The 15669-nt window shown below is 39.0% G+C and carries 21 protein-coding genes and 1 tRNA gene; 15 read left to right on the top strand and 7 right to left on the bottom strand.

Annotation, left to right across the window (positions count from 1 at the left end):
• The first annotated feature begins 42 nt into the window (after positions 1-42).
• The 5 genes from E0H82_RS04020 to E0H82_RS04000 all read left to right on the top strand — a co-directional run bounded on the left by E0H82_RS04020 (position 43) and on the right by E0H82_RS04000 (position 4454).
• A complete protein-coding gene (locus E0H82_RS04020; protein WP_131263253.1) occupies positions 43-345 on the top strand; it encodes a YbdD/YjiX family protein in 303 nt (100 codons plus the stop codon).
• Between the two features lie 87 nt (positions 346-432).
• Positions 433-1392 (top strand): AAA family ATPase, encoded by a 960-nt coding sequence (locus E0H82_RS04015; protein WP_131263251.1) that lies wholly within the window; start codon positions 433-435, stop codon positions 1390-1392.
• An 83-nt stretch (positions 1393-1475) separates the two neighbouring features.
• Positions 1476-2318 carry a DUF58 domain-containing protein gene (locus E0H82_RS04010; RefSeq protein ID WP_131263586.1) on the top strand — a complete coding sequence of 281 codons (843 nt, stop codon included), beginning with the start codon at positions 1476-1478 and terminating at the stop codon, positions 2316-2318.
• 3 nt (positions 2319-2321) lie between these two features.
• The gene (locus E0H82_RS04005; RefSeq protein WP_131263249.1) at positions 2322-4349 is read left to right on the top strand and encodes a transglutaminaseTgpA domain-containing protein; all 2028 of its coding nucleotides are present in this window, start codon (positions 2322-2324) and stop codon (positions 4347-4349) included.
• Positions 4350-4377: 28 nt separating this feature from the next.
• A tRNA-Val gene (locus E0H82_RS04000) sits at positions 4378-4454 on the top strand.
• A gap of 139 nt (positions 4455-4593) precedes the next feature.
• On the opposite strand, the gene E0H82_RS03995 is transcribed toward E0H82_RS04000, so the two are convergent.
• The 3 genes from E0H82_RS03995 to E0H82_RS03985 are packed head-to-tail and all read right to left on the bottom strand — an operon-like array spanning position 4594 to position 6317.
• Positions 4594-5736, bottom strand: coding sequence for a tyrosine-type recombinase/integrase (locus E0H82_RS03995; RefSeq protein WP_131263247.1), 1143 nt, complete (start codon positions 5734-5736; stop codon positions 4594-4596).
• A 1-nt stretch (position 5737) separates the two neighbouring features.
• Positions 5738-6004, bottom strand: coding sequence for a hypothetical protein (locus tag E0H82_RS03990; protein ID WP_131263245.1), 267 nt, complete (start codon positions 6002-6004; stop codon positions 5738-5740).
• Entirely contained in the window at positions 5994-6317 is a 324-nt protein-coding gene (locus E0H82_RS03985; protein WP_131263242.1) for a hypothetical protein, read from the bottom strand. The genes E0H82_RS03990 and E0H82_RS03985 overlap by 11 nt, the downstream gene beginning before the upstream one ends.
• Positions 6318-6699: 382 nt before the next feature.
• Between E0H82_RS03985 and E0H82_RS03975 the strand changes: the two genes are divergently transcribed.
• Positions 6700-6909, top strand: a complete 210-nt coding sequence (locus E0H82_RS03975) for a hypothetical protein (RefSeq protein WP_131263238.1) — start codon at positions 6700-6702, stop codon at positions 6907-6909.
• Here the strand turns inward: E0H82_RS03975 and E0H82_RS03970 are convergent.
• From E0H82_RS03970 to E0H82_RS03955, 4 genes are all read right to left on the bottom strand, one after another.
• The gene (locus E0H82_RS03970) at positions 6906-7424 is read right to left on the bottom strand and encodes a hypothetical protein (protein ID WP_131263236.1); all 519 of its coding nucleotides are present in this window, start codon (positions 7422-7424) and stop codon (positions 6906-6908) included. The two genes, E0H82_RS03975 and E0H82_RS03970, sit on opposite strands and share 4 nt — an antisense overlap.
• Positions 7425-7532: 108 nt before the next feature.
• A complete protein-coding gene (locus E0H82_RS03965; RefSeq protein ID WP_131263234.1) occupies positions 7533-8558 on the bottom strand; it encodes a hypothetical protein in 1026 nt (341 codons plus the stop codon).
• A gap of 100 nt (positions 8559-8658) precedes the next feature.
• Positions 8659-9039 carry a DUF6232 family protein gene (locus E0H82_RS03960; protein ID WP_131263232.1) on the bottom strand — a complete coding sequence of 127 codons (381 nt, stop codon included), beginning with the start codon at positions 9037-9039 and terminating at the stop codon, positions 8659-8661.
• A 92-nt stretch (positions 9040-9131) separates the two neighbouring features.
• Complete coding sequence (locus E0H82_RS03955; RefSeq protein ID WP_131263230.1) at positions 9132-9794, bottom strand: LexA family protein; 663 nt, start codon at positions 9792-9794, stop codon at positions 9132-9134.
• A gap of 134 nt (positions 9795-9928) precedes the next feature.
• Between E0H82_RS03955 and E0H82_RS03950 the strand changes: the two genes are divergently transcribed.
• The 9 genes from E0H82_RS03950 to E0H82_RS03905 all read left to right on the top strand — a co-directional run bounded on the left by E0H82_RS03950 (position 9929) and on the right by E0H82_RS03905 (position 15615).
• Positions 9929-10180 carry a hypothetical protein gene (locus E0H82_RS03950; protein WP_131263228.1) on the top strand — a complete coding sequence of 84 codons (252 nt, stop codon included), beginning with the start codon at positions 9929-9931 and terminating at the stop codon, positions 10178-10180.
• Between the two features lie 24 nt (positions 10181-10204).
• Positions 10205-10654, top strand: coding sequence for a phage regulatory CII family protein (locus E0H82_RS03945; protein ID WP_087011036.1), 450 nt, complete (start codon positions 10205-10207; stop codon positions 10652-10654).
• 10 nt (positions 10655-10664) lie between these two features.
• A complete protein-coding gene (locus E0H82_RS03940; protein ID WP_131263226.1) occupies positions 10665-11720 on the top strand; it encodes a replication protein in 1056 nt (351 codons plus the stop codon).
• Positions 11721-11880: 160 nt separating this feature from the next.
• On the top strand, positions 11881-12105 hold the full coding sequence (locus E0H82_RS03930; protein ID WP_131263222.1) for a hypothetical protein: 225 nt from the start codon (positions 11881-11883) through the stop codon (positions 12103-12105).
• Positions 12098-12532, top strand: a complete 435-nt coding sequence (locus E0H82_RS03925; protein WP_131263220.1) for a hypothetical protein — start codon at positions 12098-12100, stop codon at positions 12530-12532. The genes E0H82_RS03930 and E0H82_RS03925 overlap by 8 nt, the downstream gene beginning before the upstream one ends.
• 9 nt (positions 12533-12541) lie before the next feature.
• Positions 12542-12928, top strand: coding sequence for a hypothetical protein (locus E0H82_RS03920; protein ID WP_131263218.1), 387 nt, complete (start codon positions 12542-12544; stop codon positions 12926-12928).
• Positions 12929-13051: 123 nt separating this feature from the next.
• The gene (locus tag E0H82_RS03915) at positions 13052-14608 is read left to right on the top strand and encodes a protein NO VEIN domain-containing protein (protein WP_131263216.1); all 1557 of its coding nucleotides are present in this window, start codon (positions 13052-13054) and stop codon (positions 14606-14608) included.
• 189 nt (positions 14609-14797) lie between these two features.
• A complete protein-coding gene (locus E0H82_RS03910; RefSeq protein ID WP_131263214.1) occupies positions 14798-15169 on the top strand; it encodes a hypothetical protein in 372 nt (123 codons plus the stop codon).
• Complete coding sequence (locus E0H82_RS03905) at positions 15166-15615, top strand: glycoside hydrolase family protein (RefSeq protein ID WP_131263212.1); 450 nt, start codon at positions 15166-15168, stop codon at positions 15613-15615. The genes E0H82_RS03910 and E0H82_RS03905 overlap by 4 nt, the downstream gene beginning before the upstream one ends.
• The last annotated feature ends 54 nt before the right edge of the window (positions 15616-15669 follow it).

Here is a 15669-nt window from a genome sequence, read left to right as displayed (position 1 = left end):
TTGCGATATGACTTTGCAAGTAAATAAGGTGAGGTGAGTAAGATGAATCTTAGATTTGCTAAAGGTGGTAAAACGGTGATTTATAAAATCATCAAGATGACCATCATGTCGCAGAAAGACTTAATTTTTTCGCCAAAAAATTGGTCAAGAATTGCAACACTGTGGCAGGGTTTACAACAAAGCTTTCGGTTGATGGTTGGTGTTCCAGATTATGACAATTATGTGGAACACATGAAAAAGCACCATCCTGATTTAACCCCAATGGATGCGAAAACCTTTTATCGTCATTGTGTGGATGCTCGTTATCCAACGGCAGGTGGTAATTTAAAGAAATGTCCATGTTGATGGGTATGTAGAAAGTCACTGATTCCTTTGGAAAAAGTTAAAAACGGTGTATGTTAATCATGCGCCGTTTTTTATTGGGGAATAGTTGTGATTTGGGCAAAACAGAAAGAAGAGCAACACTTAGCAGAAGACACACGAAAAATAGATGCCAAAATTCAAGCCTATGCCAGTAAAGTTCAGACTTTTTTGACTCAAATTAACCAGATTATTTTAGATAAAGAACAACAAACCAAGTTGGCGTTGAGCTGCTTGTTGGCAGGCGGACATGTACTTTTTGAAGATTTACCCGGTTTAGGAAAAACCACGCTTTCAAGTGCTTTGGCACATATTGCAGGTCTGCAATTTCAACGTATTCAGTTTACCAATGATATGTTGGCGAGTGACGTGATTGGCGTCAATATGTTTAATCAAAAAGAGCATGTGTTTGAGTTTAAACAAGGTCCAATTTTTACTCAAATTCTTTTGGCTGATGAAATCAATCGTTGTAGCCCGAAAACGCAAAGTGCTTTACTTGAGGCGATGGAGGAAGGTGCGGTGACTGTTGACGCAATTCGCTATGCTTTACCACAACCCTTTTGGGTGATTGCGACGCAAAATCCGCTATTCCAGAGTGGAACTTATACATTGCCTGAATCTCAGTTGGATCGTTTCTTAATGCGCCTGTCTTTGGGGTATCCTTCACGTTCAGCAGAGAAGTTGTTATTACAGCAAGATTCACGACAAGTTTTAATTTCAACTTTGGCACAGGTATTTCAGCAAGATGAAATATTGCAATTACAGCATTTAGTGCAGCAAGTTTATGTGGGTGATGTGATCATGGATTATCTTCTGGACTTGGCACAAAAAAGTCGTAAAGGGCGGCATGGTTTGTCAACACGCGGGCTATTGGCATTGAAAAAAGCAGCTCAAGCGCATGCTTTAATTGAGCGGCGTAGTTTTGTTACTGCGGAGGATGTTCAAGCAGTTTTTGTTGCGGTTACTGCACATCGAATAGGTTTAAATGAAGTTGAAACTGCACAACTGATGCGACAAATTCCGATCAGTTAATTGCAAGGACATTCAATGTGATTCAGTCATTATGGTTAAAGTGGGCGAAAAAAAGGTTTAGTTTTACGCAACAGAAAACATTGATGCAAAAGGATGTGTTGGTTTTTATGTATCAGCAGGGTTATTTATATCTGGTGTTGATTTTAATTACCTTTATTGCAGGCGTGAATTATGCAAATAACTTAATTCTTGGTTTTTGTTTTCTGATTAGTGCCATTTTATGTATTAGTTTTTACATTACCTTTAAGCAATTACATGGTTTGCAGATTGAAATTTCCTATACAGAACTGGGACAAGTGGGACAACCTTTAATTTTAGAACTCTACTTCAAACAGCCTCAAGCTCAAGTGCGATATTTGTGGATTAAGGTCGATGCACAGATGCATCAGATTCTGTTTGCAGACCTTCGACATTGTCATACTGTTGAATTGAACCCCAACAAACGTGGGGTATTTGAATATCCTACAGTGCAACTTTTTTCAGTCTATCCATTTGGATTAGTTCGAGCATGGACTTATATGTATTTGAACGGAGAGTCTTGGATTGCACCATATGCTCAATATTCAGTAACGCAACAGCAGCGTTCGCACCAAGCACAGGAATTAGATTTCGATGAATTTCGCGAGTTACGTGATTTCCGGCAAGGTGATTCTATACAAGCTGTTTCTTGGAAGCAGGTGGCGCGGGGACAAGGGCTTTATGTGAAAGTTTTTGAGCAGCATGATGATTTACATAGCATAGATATTGATTATCTACATATGCCGAGTACCGATCATGAAGAAAAGTTGAGTTTGATGATGGGATTGGTCGAACAATGTGAGCAACAGCAATATGCTTATTGTTTACTTTTACCCCATGCTGAACTGGCAAAAGGCGTTGGGGAGCAACAAATGCTGCAAGCCAAACGGCTGCTAGCACAGGCTTAAATAATGAAAAATACAGTGAACTCATCTGTTAAATTGACCATTTTATTGAGCTTGAGTTTAATTTTAATGGCTCAAGCTGTGTATTTGCCAATAATGCTTTTAGTGATTCTACTGATTACGATTGCAACTTTGTTTATTCATTTTAGACAAACCGAATTACACGCTTTTTCAAAATTATGGACAGGTTTGGGGGTACTCGCAGCACTTGCCAGTATCTATTTTAGCTATCGCACTTTTATTGGTATTGAAGCTGGGGTTGCGATATTAACCACGTTCCTATTTGCAAAAGCCTTAGAAATTAAAAATACGCGTGATGTCATTATTATTTTCAATTTTGCTTTATTTGTGGCTGCGAGTTCATTTTTATTTAGCCAATCTATTTTGATGGCAAGTATTGTATTTGCTTGTTTAGTTAGTAGTTTTATGGGGCTATATCGGCTTCAAACTTCAGGTTTTAAGCACCAAGATAGAATAACAGTTGGGTTTCAGCAGGATTTAAAACATGTTGCAAAGTTCATTGGGCTTGCAGTACCTTTTTTCGTGTTGTTATTTTTATTTTTCCCGCGCCTGCCGCCATTATGGCATATCCCGATTCCTGAAAATAAAGCCGTTACAGGCATGAGTGATCGCATGTCACCTGGGGATATTGCAAAATTATCTCAATCCAGTGCTTTAGCGTTCCGCATTTTGGGTGATATGTCGAAGCTACCACCACGTTCAGAGTTGTATTGGCGAGCTATGGTGCTCGATCATTATGATGGTCAAACGTGGAGCAGTAGCCCATTTAATCAGCAAAATTATAACTCTGAAAATCAGACACGACAGCTCCAGCACGCGCAGTTTACATATCGATATTTAGCAGCGGATCCGCAGAGCAGTTGGGTAATGGGGTTGGATCAATCCATCCCGAATAATCCCCAATATTCCTTAAAAAATGATGGCAGTATCGTGCCAAATCGCGCTGTACAGTTGAATGAACCGATAGATTTACAGTGGTTAGCAAAAAGTAGATTGCAGGATATTTCTAATGATTATCCAATTGTTAAAAAGACTACGACTGAGTATCCAGTGAATCTAGATATTCGTGCACAAAAACTAGCACAGCAATTATTTGAACAAGCGGGTCGTGATCCAGAACGATATATCCATCATGTTATTGACTGGTATAAGCACCAACATTTTGCATATACCCTACAACCAGGATTACTGGGACAGAACCGGATTGATGATTTTCTGTTTCAGTCTAAGCAAGGTTTTTGTGAGCACTATGCTTCGAGTTTCACCTTATTGATGCGATATGTGGGGCTACCAGCACGTATTGTTGTGGGTTATCAGGGGGGAGAATTAGCACCTGATGGGAAAAGTTGGGAGTTAAGGCAGCTCGATGCCCATGCATGGACAGAAGTAGAATTGAACGGTAAATGGATGAGGGTTGATCCGACTGCGATTATTGCACCACAGCGCATAGATACCGGAATGCAAAACTATATGGACGCTGAACAAAATGTTTGGGGAGCAGAAAGATCTAATGTGCGTTATCAGCAGTACGCTTTACTTAAAAAAATGCGAATCTGGAGCGATTATGCAAGTTATCAGTGGCAAAGTAAGGTAGTTGGCTATAATGCTGAATCACAACAAAGTTGGTTAACGAAGTTGGGTATTCATTCAACTTATACGATGGTCATGGTATTAGTTTTGAGTATTTTATCGCTTTTAACAGGGTATTTTCTCTTTATTTTTTATCTGAGATGGAAAAATACCTCTGAAATTGAGCGTTTACTTTGGCGTTTTTCTAAAGGATTACAGTATGATTTACGTAAGCAGGAATTTGAAACTATCCCAGTTTGGATGCAACGTCTTAGTGAGCGAAAGGAGTTAGTTGATACTCAGGTATTTAAAAATACTGCTCAATTGCATCAAAAGATTATGTACGCACCGCAGCACAGTCAGCAAGAGATAGAGCAATTTGGTAAAATGCTTAAAACTTGTGCACTTGTATTGAAAAATAAAAGAAAGATCTTGTCTAAGTGAAAAAAACTGAATATTATGCGTGACATATAGGCGTATAGCTCAGTTGGTTAGAGCGCTACGTTGACATCGTAGAGGTCTCCAGTTCGAGTCTGGATATGCCTACCAAATATAGCTGTTAATTCAGCAACTTAAAGCCCACTTCAAAAGTGGGCTTTTTTTTTTCGGGGAACTTTCGGGGTATTTTCGGGGAATGAAATATTTTCCTACTGTTAATAAGTCGCCCATTTAAATTTAAAAACGATGACTAACGATAGCTAATCCGCTCTGGTTTTGGCGCTTCATGTCCTTCTAAATAGTGGTCGGTCATCTTCACATTTGCATGTCCTGCTAGTGCCTGTGCGTATTTCTTTCCATACTTTTGTGTGATGTTATAAATACCCAAGGCACGTAAGTCATGCAGCGATGGTCGTTGGTTTGGTTCCAAATGATCATACGCACCAGATAAGTCCCGATATTTCTTAAACTGCTTGGTAATGTGATCTTCCGTTACTGCAAATGGATGCAGTTTCGCATTACGGATTTGTTCATTAATGCGTTCTGGTCGAGTCGCAATGAGGTAAGGGCAGCGCAGCTTCATAGAATGCTCTACACACTGCAGCACAACTTCTCTTAACTCTGGATGCATGTCCACTTCAATAAACACAGGCTTGTCGTAATTCAGCGATTTATGCTGAAGTACGGTCATGGTGTTGTCTTTAATATTAATGCTTGAACGTTCCATTACCACCAGATCGGCACGCCGTTGAATAGAATGTAGTGCAAGATCTATTGCCAGTTTAAGCCACGGCGGACAAACAGACTTCACTAATTCAATCGACTCGTTGGAGTGTCGAGTACGAAGCTTTTCAGGTCGTATTGGTTTTAAGGTTTTCTCGGCAATATTGTCTGGTGCCCAGCCGTTGGCCACTAAGTATTTCCAGATGTCGATAAGCTGTGAGCGGTGCTTTTCTGCCTGAAAGTCTGTTTGCTTTTTCAGGTATTCTGAAATCATGAGCAGGGTAATATCGGTACAGTATAGATGCCCCCACATGTCCTGATATTTCCCAATATTCGCCGTGACATTGACCAAGGTATTCTTGGCAAGTTTCTTCTTGGGTAAATGCAGCTTTTCATATTCACCCAAGGCTTGGCCAAAGTTGGGAACACTACTTTGTTTATGTGCTTTTTCTACTGAAGATAGAATTTTAGACACAATGTCTGGGTTACGCTCAAGCACAGTATTGAGTGCTTGAGCTGCCTTAATAGCTTCGTTTCGGTCTTTACCTAATGACTTGCGCTGTCCGTTTGGTAGTAGGTAGCGAAAGTACATGGTGCCATTGGGCTTTTTGTCTACTTCGACATGGGGAGGTAAGTCCAAGTTCCCCGACTTGCGACCTCTAGGAGCCATATTAAATCTCCGCTAATATTCGGTCTGCAATGGAGTTACCCGTTTTAGGTGGAGACTCTAGTTCCACCTTAGGCACATCATCTGAATAGTACAAAGGCGCACCCCAACTGGTACATTCGACATACCATTGTTTACCAATTTTTTTACCACTGAGCCAACCACGTTTGATATGGCTGACCAGTGTGTCGCGTTTTGGGCGGGATTCTTCGTCTTGCCAATAGCGTTCAGCAAATACACTGAGCTTGAGGCGTAGGATATTAGATGTCATTTGGAGTTTCCTCCGTTTCTACATTAATAAGATATTTACGAATAGATTCTAGAATATGTCTTAACCACTTTTTTTCACGTGGGCTTTGAGTTCTTGAGAAGCTATTAACTAGATAATCAATGGTGGCATGCTTTGAAAGAAATCTTTCAGCACGTTCTTCCCAATGACCACCCCAATAAGCAGTCCAAGCATGGTCCCAACAGCGGATAGTAACTTGAGATTTATGTTCACCATACCAGACTATGAAAATATCAATAGGATCAACTCTATCTTGTGCAGGGACATGATGAATGCGAACTTCTTTAACTTCCATAACCTTAGCCTCCAATTACAACATAGAAGAATTGGACGACTACCCACAGAACGAATGCAAGTAGGGCAAACAGGCTAAATTCTTTGGCGTTGGTGTAAATGATTTGCCAACGTGACGGACGCAGATCGGCGGTAGTAGGATGTTGGAAAAGGATAGGCGTTGTTTGACTAGATATAGGCTTATGTTTCATACTTATCTCGCTTAAGTGCAAAGCCCCGTCGCCGTCCAAAGTTTCGGGGCTTTTTGTTGTTTATGAGATGAATATTACCTAAAAGGTAATTTATTTCAAGTTAAAATTACCTTTTATTTATCTTTAATGTTTTATTGTGTTTTAATAGATAAAAGAAAACCCACTACGGGAGTGGGTGATTGGGAGGTAGTTGTGACTATTGCTGACAAAGATCAAATGAGTAAATTTCTTTTAGAATTGAATAATTTAACATTTAAGTATGGTATTTATATATCAACACTACTAGATGAAAATGGATTGACTAAGGACTCCCCATATTTGATTCATATTGAAGAAAAAACTCGTTACTCTGGTTACCAGTTAGATACTGAAAGTGGTGAGATTGTCTTTGTACAGTGTTAATTCACTAATTTAATACTCAATCCAGAGTTTGGTCCTGCAGGTAATCCCAAAGCACTGTCTACACCGATGCTATCTCTTAAATCATCGAGTAGTGTTTTAGGGTCTATAATTTGACCAATTTTATTTTGAGATTCTGTACGATTAATATCAACAGCTTTAGCTCTATACACTTCTAATTTAAGACCATCGATAATAGCAATACGACATAAAGCCCGCATGTAATATCGATTAAACTCACCTTCAGCAAGCGTAATTGCTGCATTAATTGGAACCTTTCTTTGACCTCTTGAAGTTTGTTCTATTTGGTTCAGCCTATTTTGCTGCATTAGCTGTTCAGCTAACCAAACTTCATCATGCTGCTGCACTGCCATTTTTAATAATTCTGGATAACCAGCTACACCATTAGAACTTAACCGCTTTGATAAATATAATTGATTGTTTGTAATATCATTAGTTATCTCTACTATCATTTCATCTCTGGTAGTTTGGTTCAAATCTAAGAAGCTAAAACTCATATTTTTCTCCACTTGATTATTATTGGGGGGATTAGGTTTTAATGATTTACAAAGTAATAATTATTGAAAACCCACCAGTTGGCGGGTTTTCAATAAAGATAGTTATTCTTATTCAATTGTTTTAGCTGAAATAATCGTAATATCTTTTATATTTTCACCGAGTTTTTTAGCATTAATTGATAAAAATAGCTTCGCTCGATCCAGTAATGCTTTGCTAATTAAATCAACATGTCGTCTTTCCATGGTTTCATCCTGCAGGGTAGCTGTATGCTCAGTACCATTAACACCAAGAATTTTGATTTTTAAATTCGCAGCATTCGAAGAATCAATTTGTAAGATTCTAAAATCCCCATCAAGACGAGTTTCTAACCATTGGTGACGAGTTGTAGCAACAAGTACTTCCGCTGCTTGAACTGGTATATCAACACCTTGAATCTCAATAGACTCAGGCTCAGCAGCAACTACAGCACGAATCAAAGACTCTTGAGAGTCTTGAATTGTTTGCGTAACTTTATGAGCATCTGGATATTTTTGAGCAAGTTTTGCTAATGTCTCAAGATTTTTATCATGGGAGTCAGTGACCAGTTTAAGCCTTTCAAGTTCAGCCTTAAGTTGTTCTTTCTCAACTTCGGTTTTGTTAGATTCCTCAATTTCTTTTAAGCGAATTTCTTTTTTATTAGCCATATAGGTGGAAATAGCTTTGTAAGTACCAAAACCAAATAACACCAGTAAGATGAGTGCGATTTTTGCTTCTACAGGCATGTTATCAAATACTCCCTTAGCTAACTCCTCAGCGACAGGACCTAAGAATGCTTCTATTAAAGCACTTCCTTTGGTAACAATCACCAAGATTTCTAATTTCTTCCTCTCTTCGTCTGTAAGTTGGCGAGTACTTTCAGTGCCGTAGCGCATGATGCAATAGCTTTTATAAATGCCATTCTGAACATCTATTAAGCCTTTCATTACTGTTGGTGTAATGGATGAATTGAATTTTTCACCTGTTAAGCGAATTGTAAGTTTTGACCAATTTCCAAAATCAATTTCAGATAAGTTACCGTTAAAACTACCGTTAGCAATTTGCTCCAATAAACCGAAGGCTTCTTCTTCATTCGTGAGAGTAATCTGATTGCTCATTATGTCCTCAGTTTAAATTCCGCTCTATTTTAAAGTCCTGCATCCTGCGCGCAGTTAAAGATCAAAAAATCTTATGATGAAAAAATAATTGGATAATACTTTATCCACGATGAATGATCGCTTGATTAAGAGCAGATACAACATTAGAAATAAAACTAATATTCTCACTAGAAAGTGCTTGAACTTCCCCTGAAGACGATTGAAGTATTACAGATGCAATAGGTTTTGCTTGATAAATTAGCCAAGCACCAACCCCAATCATTATTAAACCAATAAATTTAGCACTACCACTTGTAGCTAAAAATAAAATAATACCAATGATAACTAACCAAATACCTGCTTTCTTATCCGCAGGTTTGATCCCTTGTTTTACAGATGTAACCCCATTCATTGCATAAGTTTGACCATCTACTATAAATCTGGCATTTGTAACAACGGTATTACCATTATTAAAAAATTCAGTTTCATTTGATTGTGGCATGTAAATACTCATTTTTTTCTCCCCCCGATCTGTTCTAAAGGATTGCGTCGGATTCGCAGTTTTATCATCATAAATTTATTAGGACTTATTTATTAAACGTCCCTATACAACCCAACCACTTTGCCAACCAATTTACATCCATCTTCTAAAGCAATAGCTTTTTCAGACCATTCAGGATTCAGTGGTTGCAAATACATGTTATCTGTTTCAACAATCAGTTTTTTGAAAGTGGCAGCTTTGCCACACTCACTTGAAACAATTACTAAATCCCCAGTTTTTAAGTCGGTTACTTGAAAGTCAGGATTCACATAAATTTTATCGCCAGGGCGGAAGTCTGGAAGCATGGACTCACCAGAAACCACTAAGCCATAACCATGTTTGCCACATTTAGGGTTTGGCGGTAACCATTCTTCAAACTGTGTACCTGCAGGCACAGCTTCAACAGTAGTCCAAGCACCAGCTTGAACCCAAGAAATGACAGGAACAAATTCACCTTTCATTGGAATTGCTTCAGAGACATTTCCATCAGTTTTATTTTGATCATCATGTGGTAGGTCTAACCAACCATGTGGCTTATCGAACGCTAATTCAATTTCGCGGGCAACTTTATTGCCAATTCCCTTGATAGGATTTGTACCTGCAAATTGGCTAGTTTGAGATTGTCCTTTCCCAATTTTGTCAGCAAAACTAGACACGCCACCAACTTGATCAACAAGTAAGCGAGTGTTTCTGTATCTGATTGATTTGCTGTCCATAAATTTCCTTTAATTTTCTGTGACAAGTCACATTTGATAATTGTAGTTTCATCACCAAAAAGGTAAACAAGAAAAAAGATTGTATTTACATTACCTAAAAGGTAATATTTCGATTGATACGAGAGGATCAATCAATGAATTTCCGAGATTTCATACTTCAGCAAAGCCCAAATGAATTAGAACAATATGCAAAAGATGCAGGAACAACAGTTGGTTATATAAAAACTCATTTATTTTATGGGTATAAAGAGCCTCGTAAAAATCTCCGCAAAGCCTTGTCTACAGCGAGTAAAGGAAAAGTTTCTGAAGCTGAAATACATCAACATTTTGGTTTATATCCTGCATTAGTTGACAACAACCAAAATGGTAATGAATCGGTCATCTAATAAACACGTTCAAAGGAACCCGTTATGAACATATTAGATGCTGCTTATCACACCGTGCACGACTACAAAGGTGGAGCAAACGCACTCGCACCACGTATGGGCATCAAAAGTCCCGCCGTGCTCAATAGCAAAGTCAATCCAAATACAGACACCCATCACTTGACGCTAGTAGAAGCATCCAAGCTGATGGCGCTGACCAACGACTACCGAATACTGCAAAGCCTCAATGCCCAACACGGCAAAGTCGCAATCAATCTGCCTGACATACCCGAATGCAGAGATACAGCACTCACAGACTTAGTGCTGAGCTTTGGGATGAAAGGCGGAAACGTCTACACGCTATTTAAAGAAATGATGGCAGACGGACGCATCACACGCGGGGAAGCCATAGACATGTCTAAGGTCATTCACCGACTACACGAAATACTTGCCGAACTGGACGCACAAATACACCAGTGCGTAGACGACAAATAGAGGTAACCCCATGAGCAGGTTTGTTCCAAACTCATTTCAAATCACAAATGCTTTTGTCGATGACGCGATGAATAAGCTTAGTGATGCTTCAGTCAAGATTTACTTACTGATCGTACGTAAGACCCGCGGCTGGGGGAAAGAGAGCGATTCACTATCATTGACACAATTGGAGGAGTTGTCCCGTAAAAGCCGTCCAACAGTTGTGAAATGCCTCAATGAATTAGTAAAAGTTGGTCTGGTGCAAAAACATAACCAATCAAAATTTGGCAATATTTACTCATTGATCGACAACTACAACATCGGTGAATTATATAAATTCCCTAGTAAAAAATTTTTACTAGTAAAGTCCTTCACACCATTTGAAATTGACCTAGTTAAAAATTTTAACTACCTAGCATTTGGGTATAAAACAGGCGTAAAACCTGTTCAAACAGTCACTGAGATCCGCCTAAATTTCCCTAGTAAAGATTCTTTACTAGTTAAAAGTTTTAACCAGACTAGTAAAAATTCTTTACCGCAACTAGTAAAAATTTTTAACACACATAAAACAACTATCAAAAAACACTATCAAAATAAAAAAAAGAGCTGGTTGGTTTTGAAAAATTTGAAAGACGAAATTGTTCTGGCAAATGATTCGATACCAGTGGAGAAAATCACAGAAGCGACTTGGTTCAGTCGAGAGCTTGCAGCATTTGAAAATTTTAATGCTGGCAAAAAACACAATCACGAGTTTTTAACCTACCTGTTTGCAGATTGGTTGATACGAGCATATTTCAAATATGAAAAACAGGTTCATGCCAAAACTTCAGTGGATAGATCCCAATCTACTGGTTCAGCAAAACCATCGGCAGAACCGAAGCAACTCACTGATAAACAAATCTCAGCGTTTGCACAGAAACTTGCCCATCATCCTGAGTTCGCCAGCAAGCACAGCGCACCGGGTGACTCATACGAACAACTGGCATCACGAATTGCTATCAAACTCATGAACCCAGCACAGGCGAAGAAATGGGAACAGTACCTGAAACAGGTTGGCTTCACTGGCAGTTTGCAGGGGGCAGCATGATTCCACACGGCGCAACACACATTGAAAACGATGGAACCTTTTGGAATTGCACCAACGGCGTTTGGACTTACTGGAGTGAAGTCTTTGGATGGTGCGGATACATCGGGACAGTCAATCAGATGTTTCTGAATAACAAAAATGAATTGGGGACCATGTACGCATGAAAAACCAACTCAGTGGAACACTGGAAGACATTTCCCCAATGGACATACGAGAAAAATTTGAAGCATTTTTTATAACTCAACCATTTTTCAATAATTTGAAATACATGCACGGCGACCGCTTATTTGATTTTGATCAAGGCATTGGCTATCGCAATTTAACAGTACAAGTTGGCTATGTGTGTTTCTGCAAAGGTGATCGGGAGTTTGTATTAAATGACTAGAATCATGATTGGAATTGATACAGGCGTAAACACAGGTTTCGCCGTCGCAGCAGACCGAGGCAATGGCGGTGAGCTAGAACAGGTAGAGTCTTTATCCATTACACAGGCAATGCTGAAAGTACAAAAGCAAGTTCAGACATGGGGCATCCAAAACGTGTGCTTGTATATAGAAGATGCTCGGCAACGTACATGGTTTACGGGTGGTCGTGAAAAGGCACAGGGCGTTGGATCTGTTAAACGTGATGCCCAGATTTGGGAAGACTGGTGTAAAGAGCAGGGCTATCTTCACAAGATGATTCACCCACAGAACAACAGTACCAAATATAAAGCGGACGCCTTTAAAAGAATTACGGGTTGGCTTGGTCGTACCAATGAGCATGCGCGGGATGCAGCGATGTTAGTCCACCGCCGTTTTGCGAGATTTTAAGGAGGTAGCGTGGATAATATTTTAGATTTAAAAGGGGATTTACGATCAGTTGCCGAAGTCATTGGACGCCAAAAGGCATTATATCTGGTGAGCCAATGTCCGAAATATAAAACAGAAAAAAGAACAGGTGTTGGGCAGCTCTTTCTCTATGTACCGCAAGCCACACGTTTAAAGATGGATCATAACCTTGTGACCATACTAGGGTATGAAGATGCTCAGAAATTGTGTCTGATCTTTGGCGGTGAGTTGTTGGTGTTGTCTCAATGCAAACACATTCTGATTAAAAGCCGTAATGAAGGAATCAAATCCATGCTTGAGCAGGGCTTTAGAGTAGATGAAATTGCACAGTATTTTAATTTATCGACTCGGACGGTGCAGATCACGGCGTATAGTTGAAGGTGCTCGCTAGAAAGTTGGTTTTAACTAATTGTAAAAAAAGATTTATTTTAGATACCTATCTGTTGTTTAAACGTATGAATCCATTAATATGAATCGACTTTATGATTATAAGAGATTGGTATGTCTACGTTTTTATTTATTTGGAATCCTAAAAGATGGAATTGGCCAGATTTGGCAAATCAGATTCAAGAATTAAAAGAAGGAAAAATTGTAAAGCGAAATTGGTCTACAGGAGGCAAGGTAAATGGACTCAAGGATGGTGATCGATTTTTAATGATGAAATTAGGCGAAGAACCTAAAGGAATCATAGGTTATGGGACATTTGATAACTTAAGACCAGAACTACATTGGGATCCTGAAAAGGCAAAAGAAGGAAAGACCTTGCCTAATGTTGATTTAAATTTTGAGTTTCTTAGTTCACAGCCATTAATTGAAGAAGATGAGCTAGATATAAGGTATGGAAGTGAAGTTTCAACCTGGACTCCTGGTAGTAGTGGTAATCAAATCCCAGATGATGTAGCTGATAGCATTTTGCAAGTTATAAATTCAAGAAAAGTATTAGAAGTAAAGCCAATTAAACAGTCAGTACTATTTGCTCGTATTGGTTTTATGGAGTATTACCAAGGTGCATTTGATGGAGATTTACCAATTGGAGGTGGGAGTTTTAATGATGAGAATACAGGTTACGAAGCCTGCAATTTTCTAGATGTTAATGGAAAAGTATATGGCTATTATCAACCATCGATGAATTCAGGAAAGGTGAACCTTGAAAGAATTGATCCAAGTAAAAAAGATTTAGAAAATTTAGACAATGTTTTAGTAATTTTCTTTTCAACATTGCCGAAAATATTGTCGCATCATAACTCGACAAAAGATGCAATTAATTCTTCTGCTGTGATTGTTGGGTGGTATAAGAACGCTATGGTGTACAGAGAGCATCAGAAAATTGATAGACAAATTCAAGGTGTAGATCAGGATATATATTTTATTAAAGCGAATACGGAAGATGCATATCTCTTACCAGTAGATAAGCGTGTATATAAAATTGGTCATGGAATTATGGGTAAAAAAGGAGGTAATCCAGGTCAATCAAATAGCTTCTATGTTTATGATAAGAATAAAAAATTAAAAGATTTATTTGATGTGAAAAACAAATGGATTAGTCAAGCGATAGATTATGTGAATACATACACTGGTCCATTTATTAAGTCTGACCAAGAGCGTGCAGAACAGAATGCTTATAATGGGCAATTTAGAACAAATAGTAATGGAGCTGGTTTTCAAAGTAATGCATTGATTCGCGTTGCTGTCGAAAAATATGCTATGCAAAGGGCAGAACAAGCTTTAACTGAAAAAGGCTACGACGTAAGAACTACTCATGAAAATGGACAGAATATTTGCGGAAATTCTCCATTCGATATGAAAGCTTATAAAGATGGAAAAGAGTATTTTGTTGAGGTGAAAGGCACACAGTCAGATGGATCATCTGTAATTTTGACTTACAATGAGGTTCAGTTGCATACAAATCCAGATAATAGAGTGATCTTATGTGTAGTACATTCGGTTAAGGTGGATGATGAGAAAATAAATCATAAATCGGGTGAGATTATTATTCACGATCCATGGGTATTAGATACAAACAAGCTTAAAGAGATTTCTTATTTTTATAAATTTTAAGAAGAATATAGAAATGACCGAAGCGCAATTGTTGCACTAGGTTGATTGAAAAGCTCATCAAAAGGTGGGCTTTTTTATTGCCGGCAGTTCGTGCAACAGAGTGGGTTATGTGAAAAAGTGAATAATGAAAATACACTGCAGTTAGAACAACAATACGCAATATATTCACAAATCTAGAGACCAATAAGAATGTCATTTCCAGACTGGTTAGCAGCTGCAATGAAATATTTGAGCGAACTTCAATATTTTGTTGCAGGAATGATGGGGGCAGCGGTGGCAACTCGATACAACAAAGAACAGCTTAAAACACCCAAAGACTACGCCGTGTTTTTACTGTCAGGTGCATTTACAGCACATTATCTTACGCTCTTGATTATGTACTTCACCAAGCTTGCACCAGAACATGCTGGTGGTATTGGTTTTCTAACAGGTGCACTCGGCGGTTTGATGTTCCAAGAGCTATTCCAATGGGTGAAGTCTGGTGCTTGGAAAGAGGTCGGCTTTTTTAATTACTTATTGGACATGTTCAAAGACTGGTTAAGCAAAGGGCGTAAGAAATGACAGACTTTACATCCAACATCACACGCCTATTGCGTGGGGAAGAAGGCGAAGTCCTTACCGAATATAAAGATCATTTGGGTTATTCGACCATTGGTGTCGGTCGTTTAATTGATGCACGCAAGGGCGGTGGCATCACTACAGAAGAATCAGCCTATCTACTCAGCAATGACATTCAGAAGAAACTGAGTGAGCTTGAGCGTAAATTGCCATGGGTCAAGGAGCTTGATGAAGCCCGCCGTGGCGTATTGCTGTCTATGGCGTTCCAAATGGGAACAGATGGATTGCTTGGCTTTAAAAATACGCTAGAGATGGTGCGTACTGGTCGCTACACAGATGCGGCCAAAGGCATGCTCAACTCACTCTGGGCAAAGCAGACACCGCAACGCGCCAAGCGCCACTCAGAGCAAATGCGTACAGGCAAATGGGTGATTAAGAGTGGATATTAAAGTGATAAAAATCATTTCTGTAGGTACTTTCTGGGGGGCACCGCTTGCGGGGGC

It is taken from the genome of Acinetobacter sp. ANC 4910 (assembly GCF_004331035.1).
Lineage (GTDB): Bacteria > Pseudomonadota > Gammaproteobacteria > Pseudomonadales > Moraxellaceae > Acinetobacter.
This window is presented reverse-complemented; position numbering and strand designations above follow the sequence as displayed.

What these genes read in the sequence shown, in the direction of transcription:
- E0H82_RS04020 (WP_131263253.1), top strand. Translation starts at nt 43, where the DNA reads ATGAATCTTAGATTTGCTAAAGGTGGTAAAACGGTGATTTATAAAATC.
- E0H82_RS04010 (WP_131263586.1), top strand. Translation starts at nt 1,476, where the DNA reads ATGCAAAAGGATGTGTTGGTTTTTATGTATCAGCAGGGTTATTTATAT.
- E0H82_RS04005 (WP_131263249.1), top strand. Translation starts at nt 2,322, where the DNA reads ATGAAAAATACAGTGAACTCATCTGTTAAATTGACCATTTTATTGAGC.
- E0H82_RS03995 (WP_131263247.1), bottom strand. Translation starts at nt 5,736, where the DNA reads ATGGCTCCTAGAGGTCGCAAGTCGGGGAACTTGGACTTACCTCCCCAT.
- E0H82_RS03990 (WP_131263245.1), bottom strand. Translation starts at nt 6,004, where the DNA reads ATGACATCTAATATCCTACGCCTCAAGCTCAGTGTATTTGCTGAACGC.
- E0H82_RS03985 (WP_131263242.1), bottom strand. Translation starts at nt 6,317, where the DNA reads ATGGAAGTTAAAGAAGTTCGCATTCATCATGTCCCTGCACAAGATAGA.
- E0H82_RS03970 (WP_131263236.1), bottom strand. Translation starts at nt 7,424, where the DNA reads ATGAGTTTTAGCTTCTTAGATTTGAACCAAACTACCAGAGATGAAATG.
- E0H82_RS03965 (WP_131263234.1), bottom strand. Translation starts at nt 8,558, where the DNA reads ATGAGCAATCAGATTACTCTCACGAATGAAGAAGAAGCCTTCGGTTTA.
- E0H82_RS03960 (WP_131263232.1), bottom strand. Translation starts at nt 9,039, where the DNA reads ATGCCACAATCAAATGAAACTGAATTTTTTAATAATGGTAATACCGTT.
- E0H82_RS03955 (WP_131263230.1), bottom strand. Translation starts at nt 9,794, where the DNA reads ATGGACAGCAAATCAATCAGATACAGAAACACTCGCTTACTTGTTGAT.
- E0H82_RS03950 (WP_131263228.1), top strand. Translation starts at nt 9,929, where the DNA reads ATGAATTTCCGAGATTTCATACTTCAGCAAAGCCCAAATGAATTAGAA.
- E0H82_RS03945 (WP_087011036.1), top strand. Translation starts at nt 10,205, where the DNA reads ATGAACATATTAGATGCTGCTTATCACACCGTGCACGACTACAAAGGT.
- E0H82_RS03940 (WP_131263226.1), top strand. Translation starts at nt 10,665, where the DNA reads ATGAGCAGGTTTGTTCCAAACTCATTTCAAATCACAAATGCTTTTGTC.
- E0H82_RS03930 (WP_131263222.1), top strand. Translation starts at nt 11,881, where the DNA reads ATGAAAAACCAACTCAGTGGAACACTGGAAGACATTTCCCCAATGGAC.
- E0H82_RS03925 (WP_131263220.1), top strand. Translation starts at nt 12,098, where the DNA reads ATGACTAGAATCATGATTGGAATTGATACAGGCGTAAACACAGGTTTC.
- E0H82_RS03915 (WP_131263216.1), top strand. Translation starts at nt 13,052, where the DNA reads ATGTCTACGTTTTTATTTATTTGGAATCCTAAAAGATGGAATTGGCCA.
- E0H82_RS03910 (WP_131263214.1), top strand. Translation starts at nt 14,798, where the DNA reads ATGTCATTTCCAGACTGGTTAGCAGCTGCAATGAAATATTTGAGCGAA.
- E0H82_RS03905 (WP_131263212.1), top strand. Translation starts at nt 15,166, where the DNA reads ATGACAGACTTTACATCCAACATCACACGCCTATTGCGTGGGGAAGAA.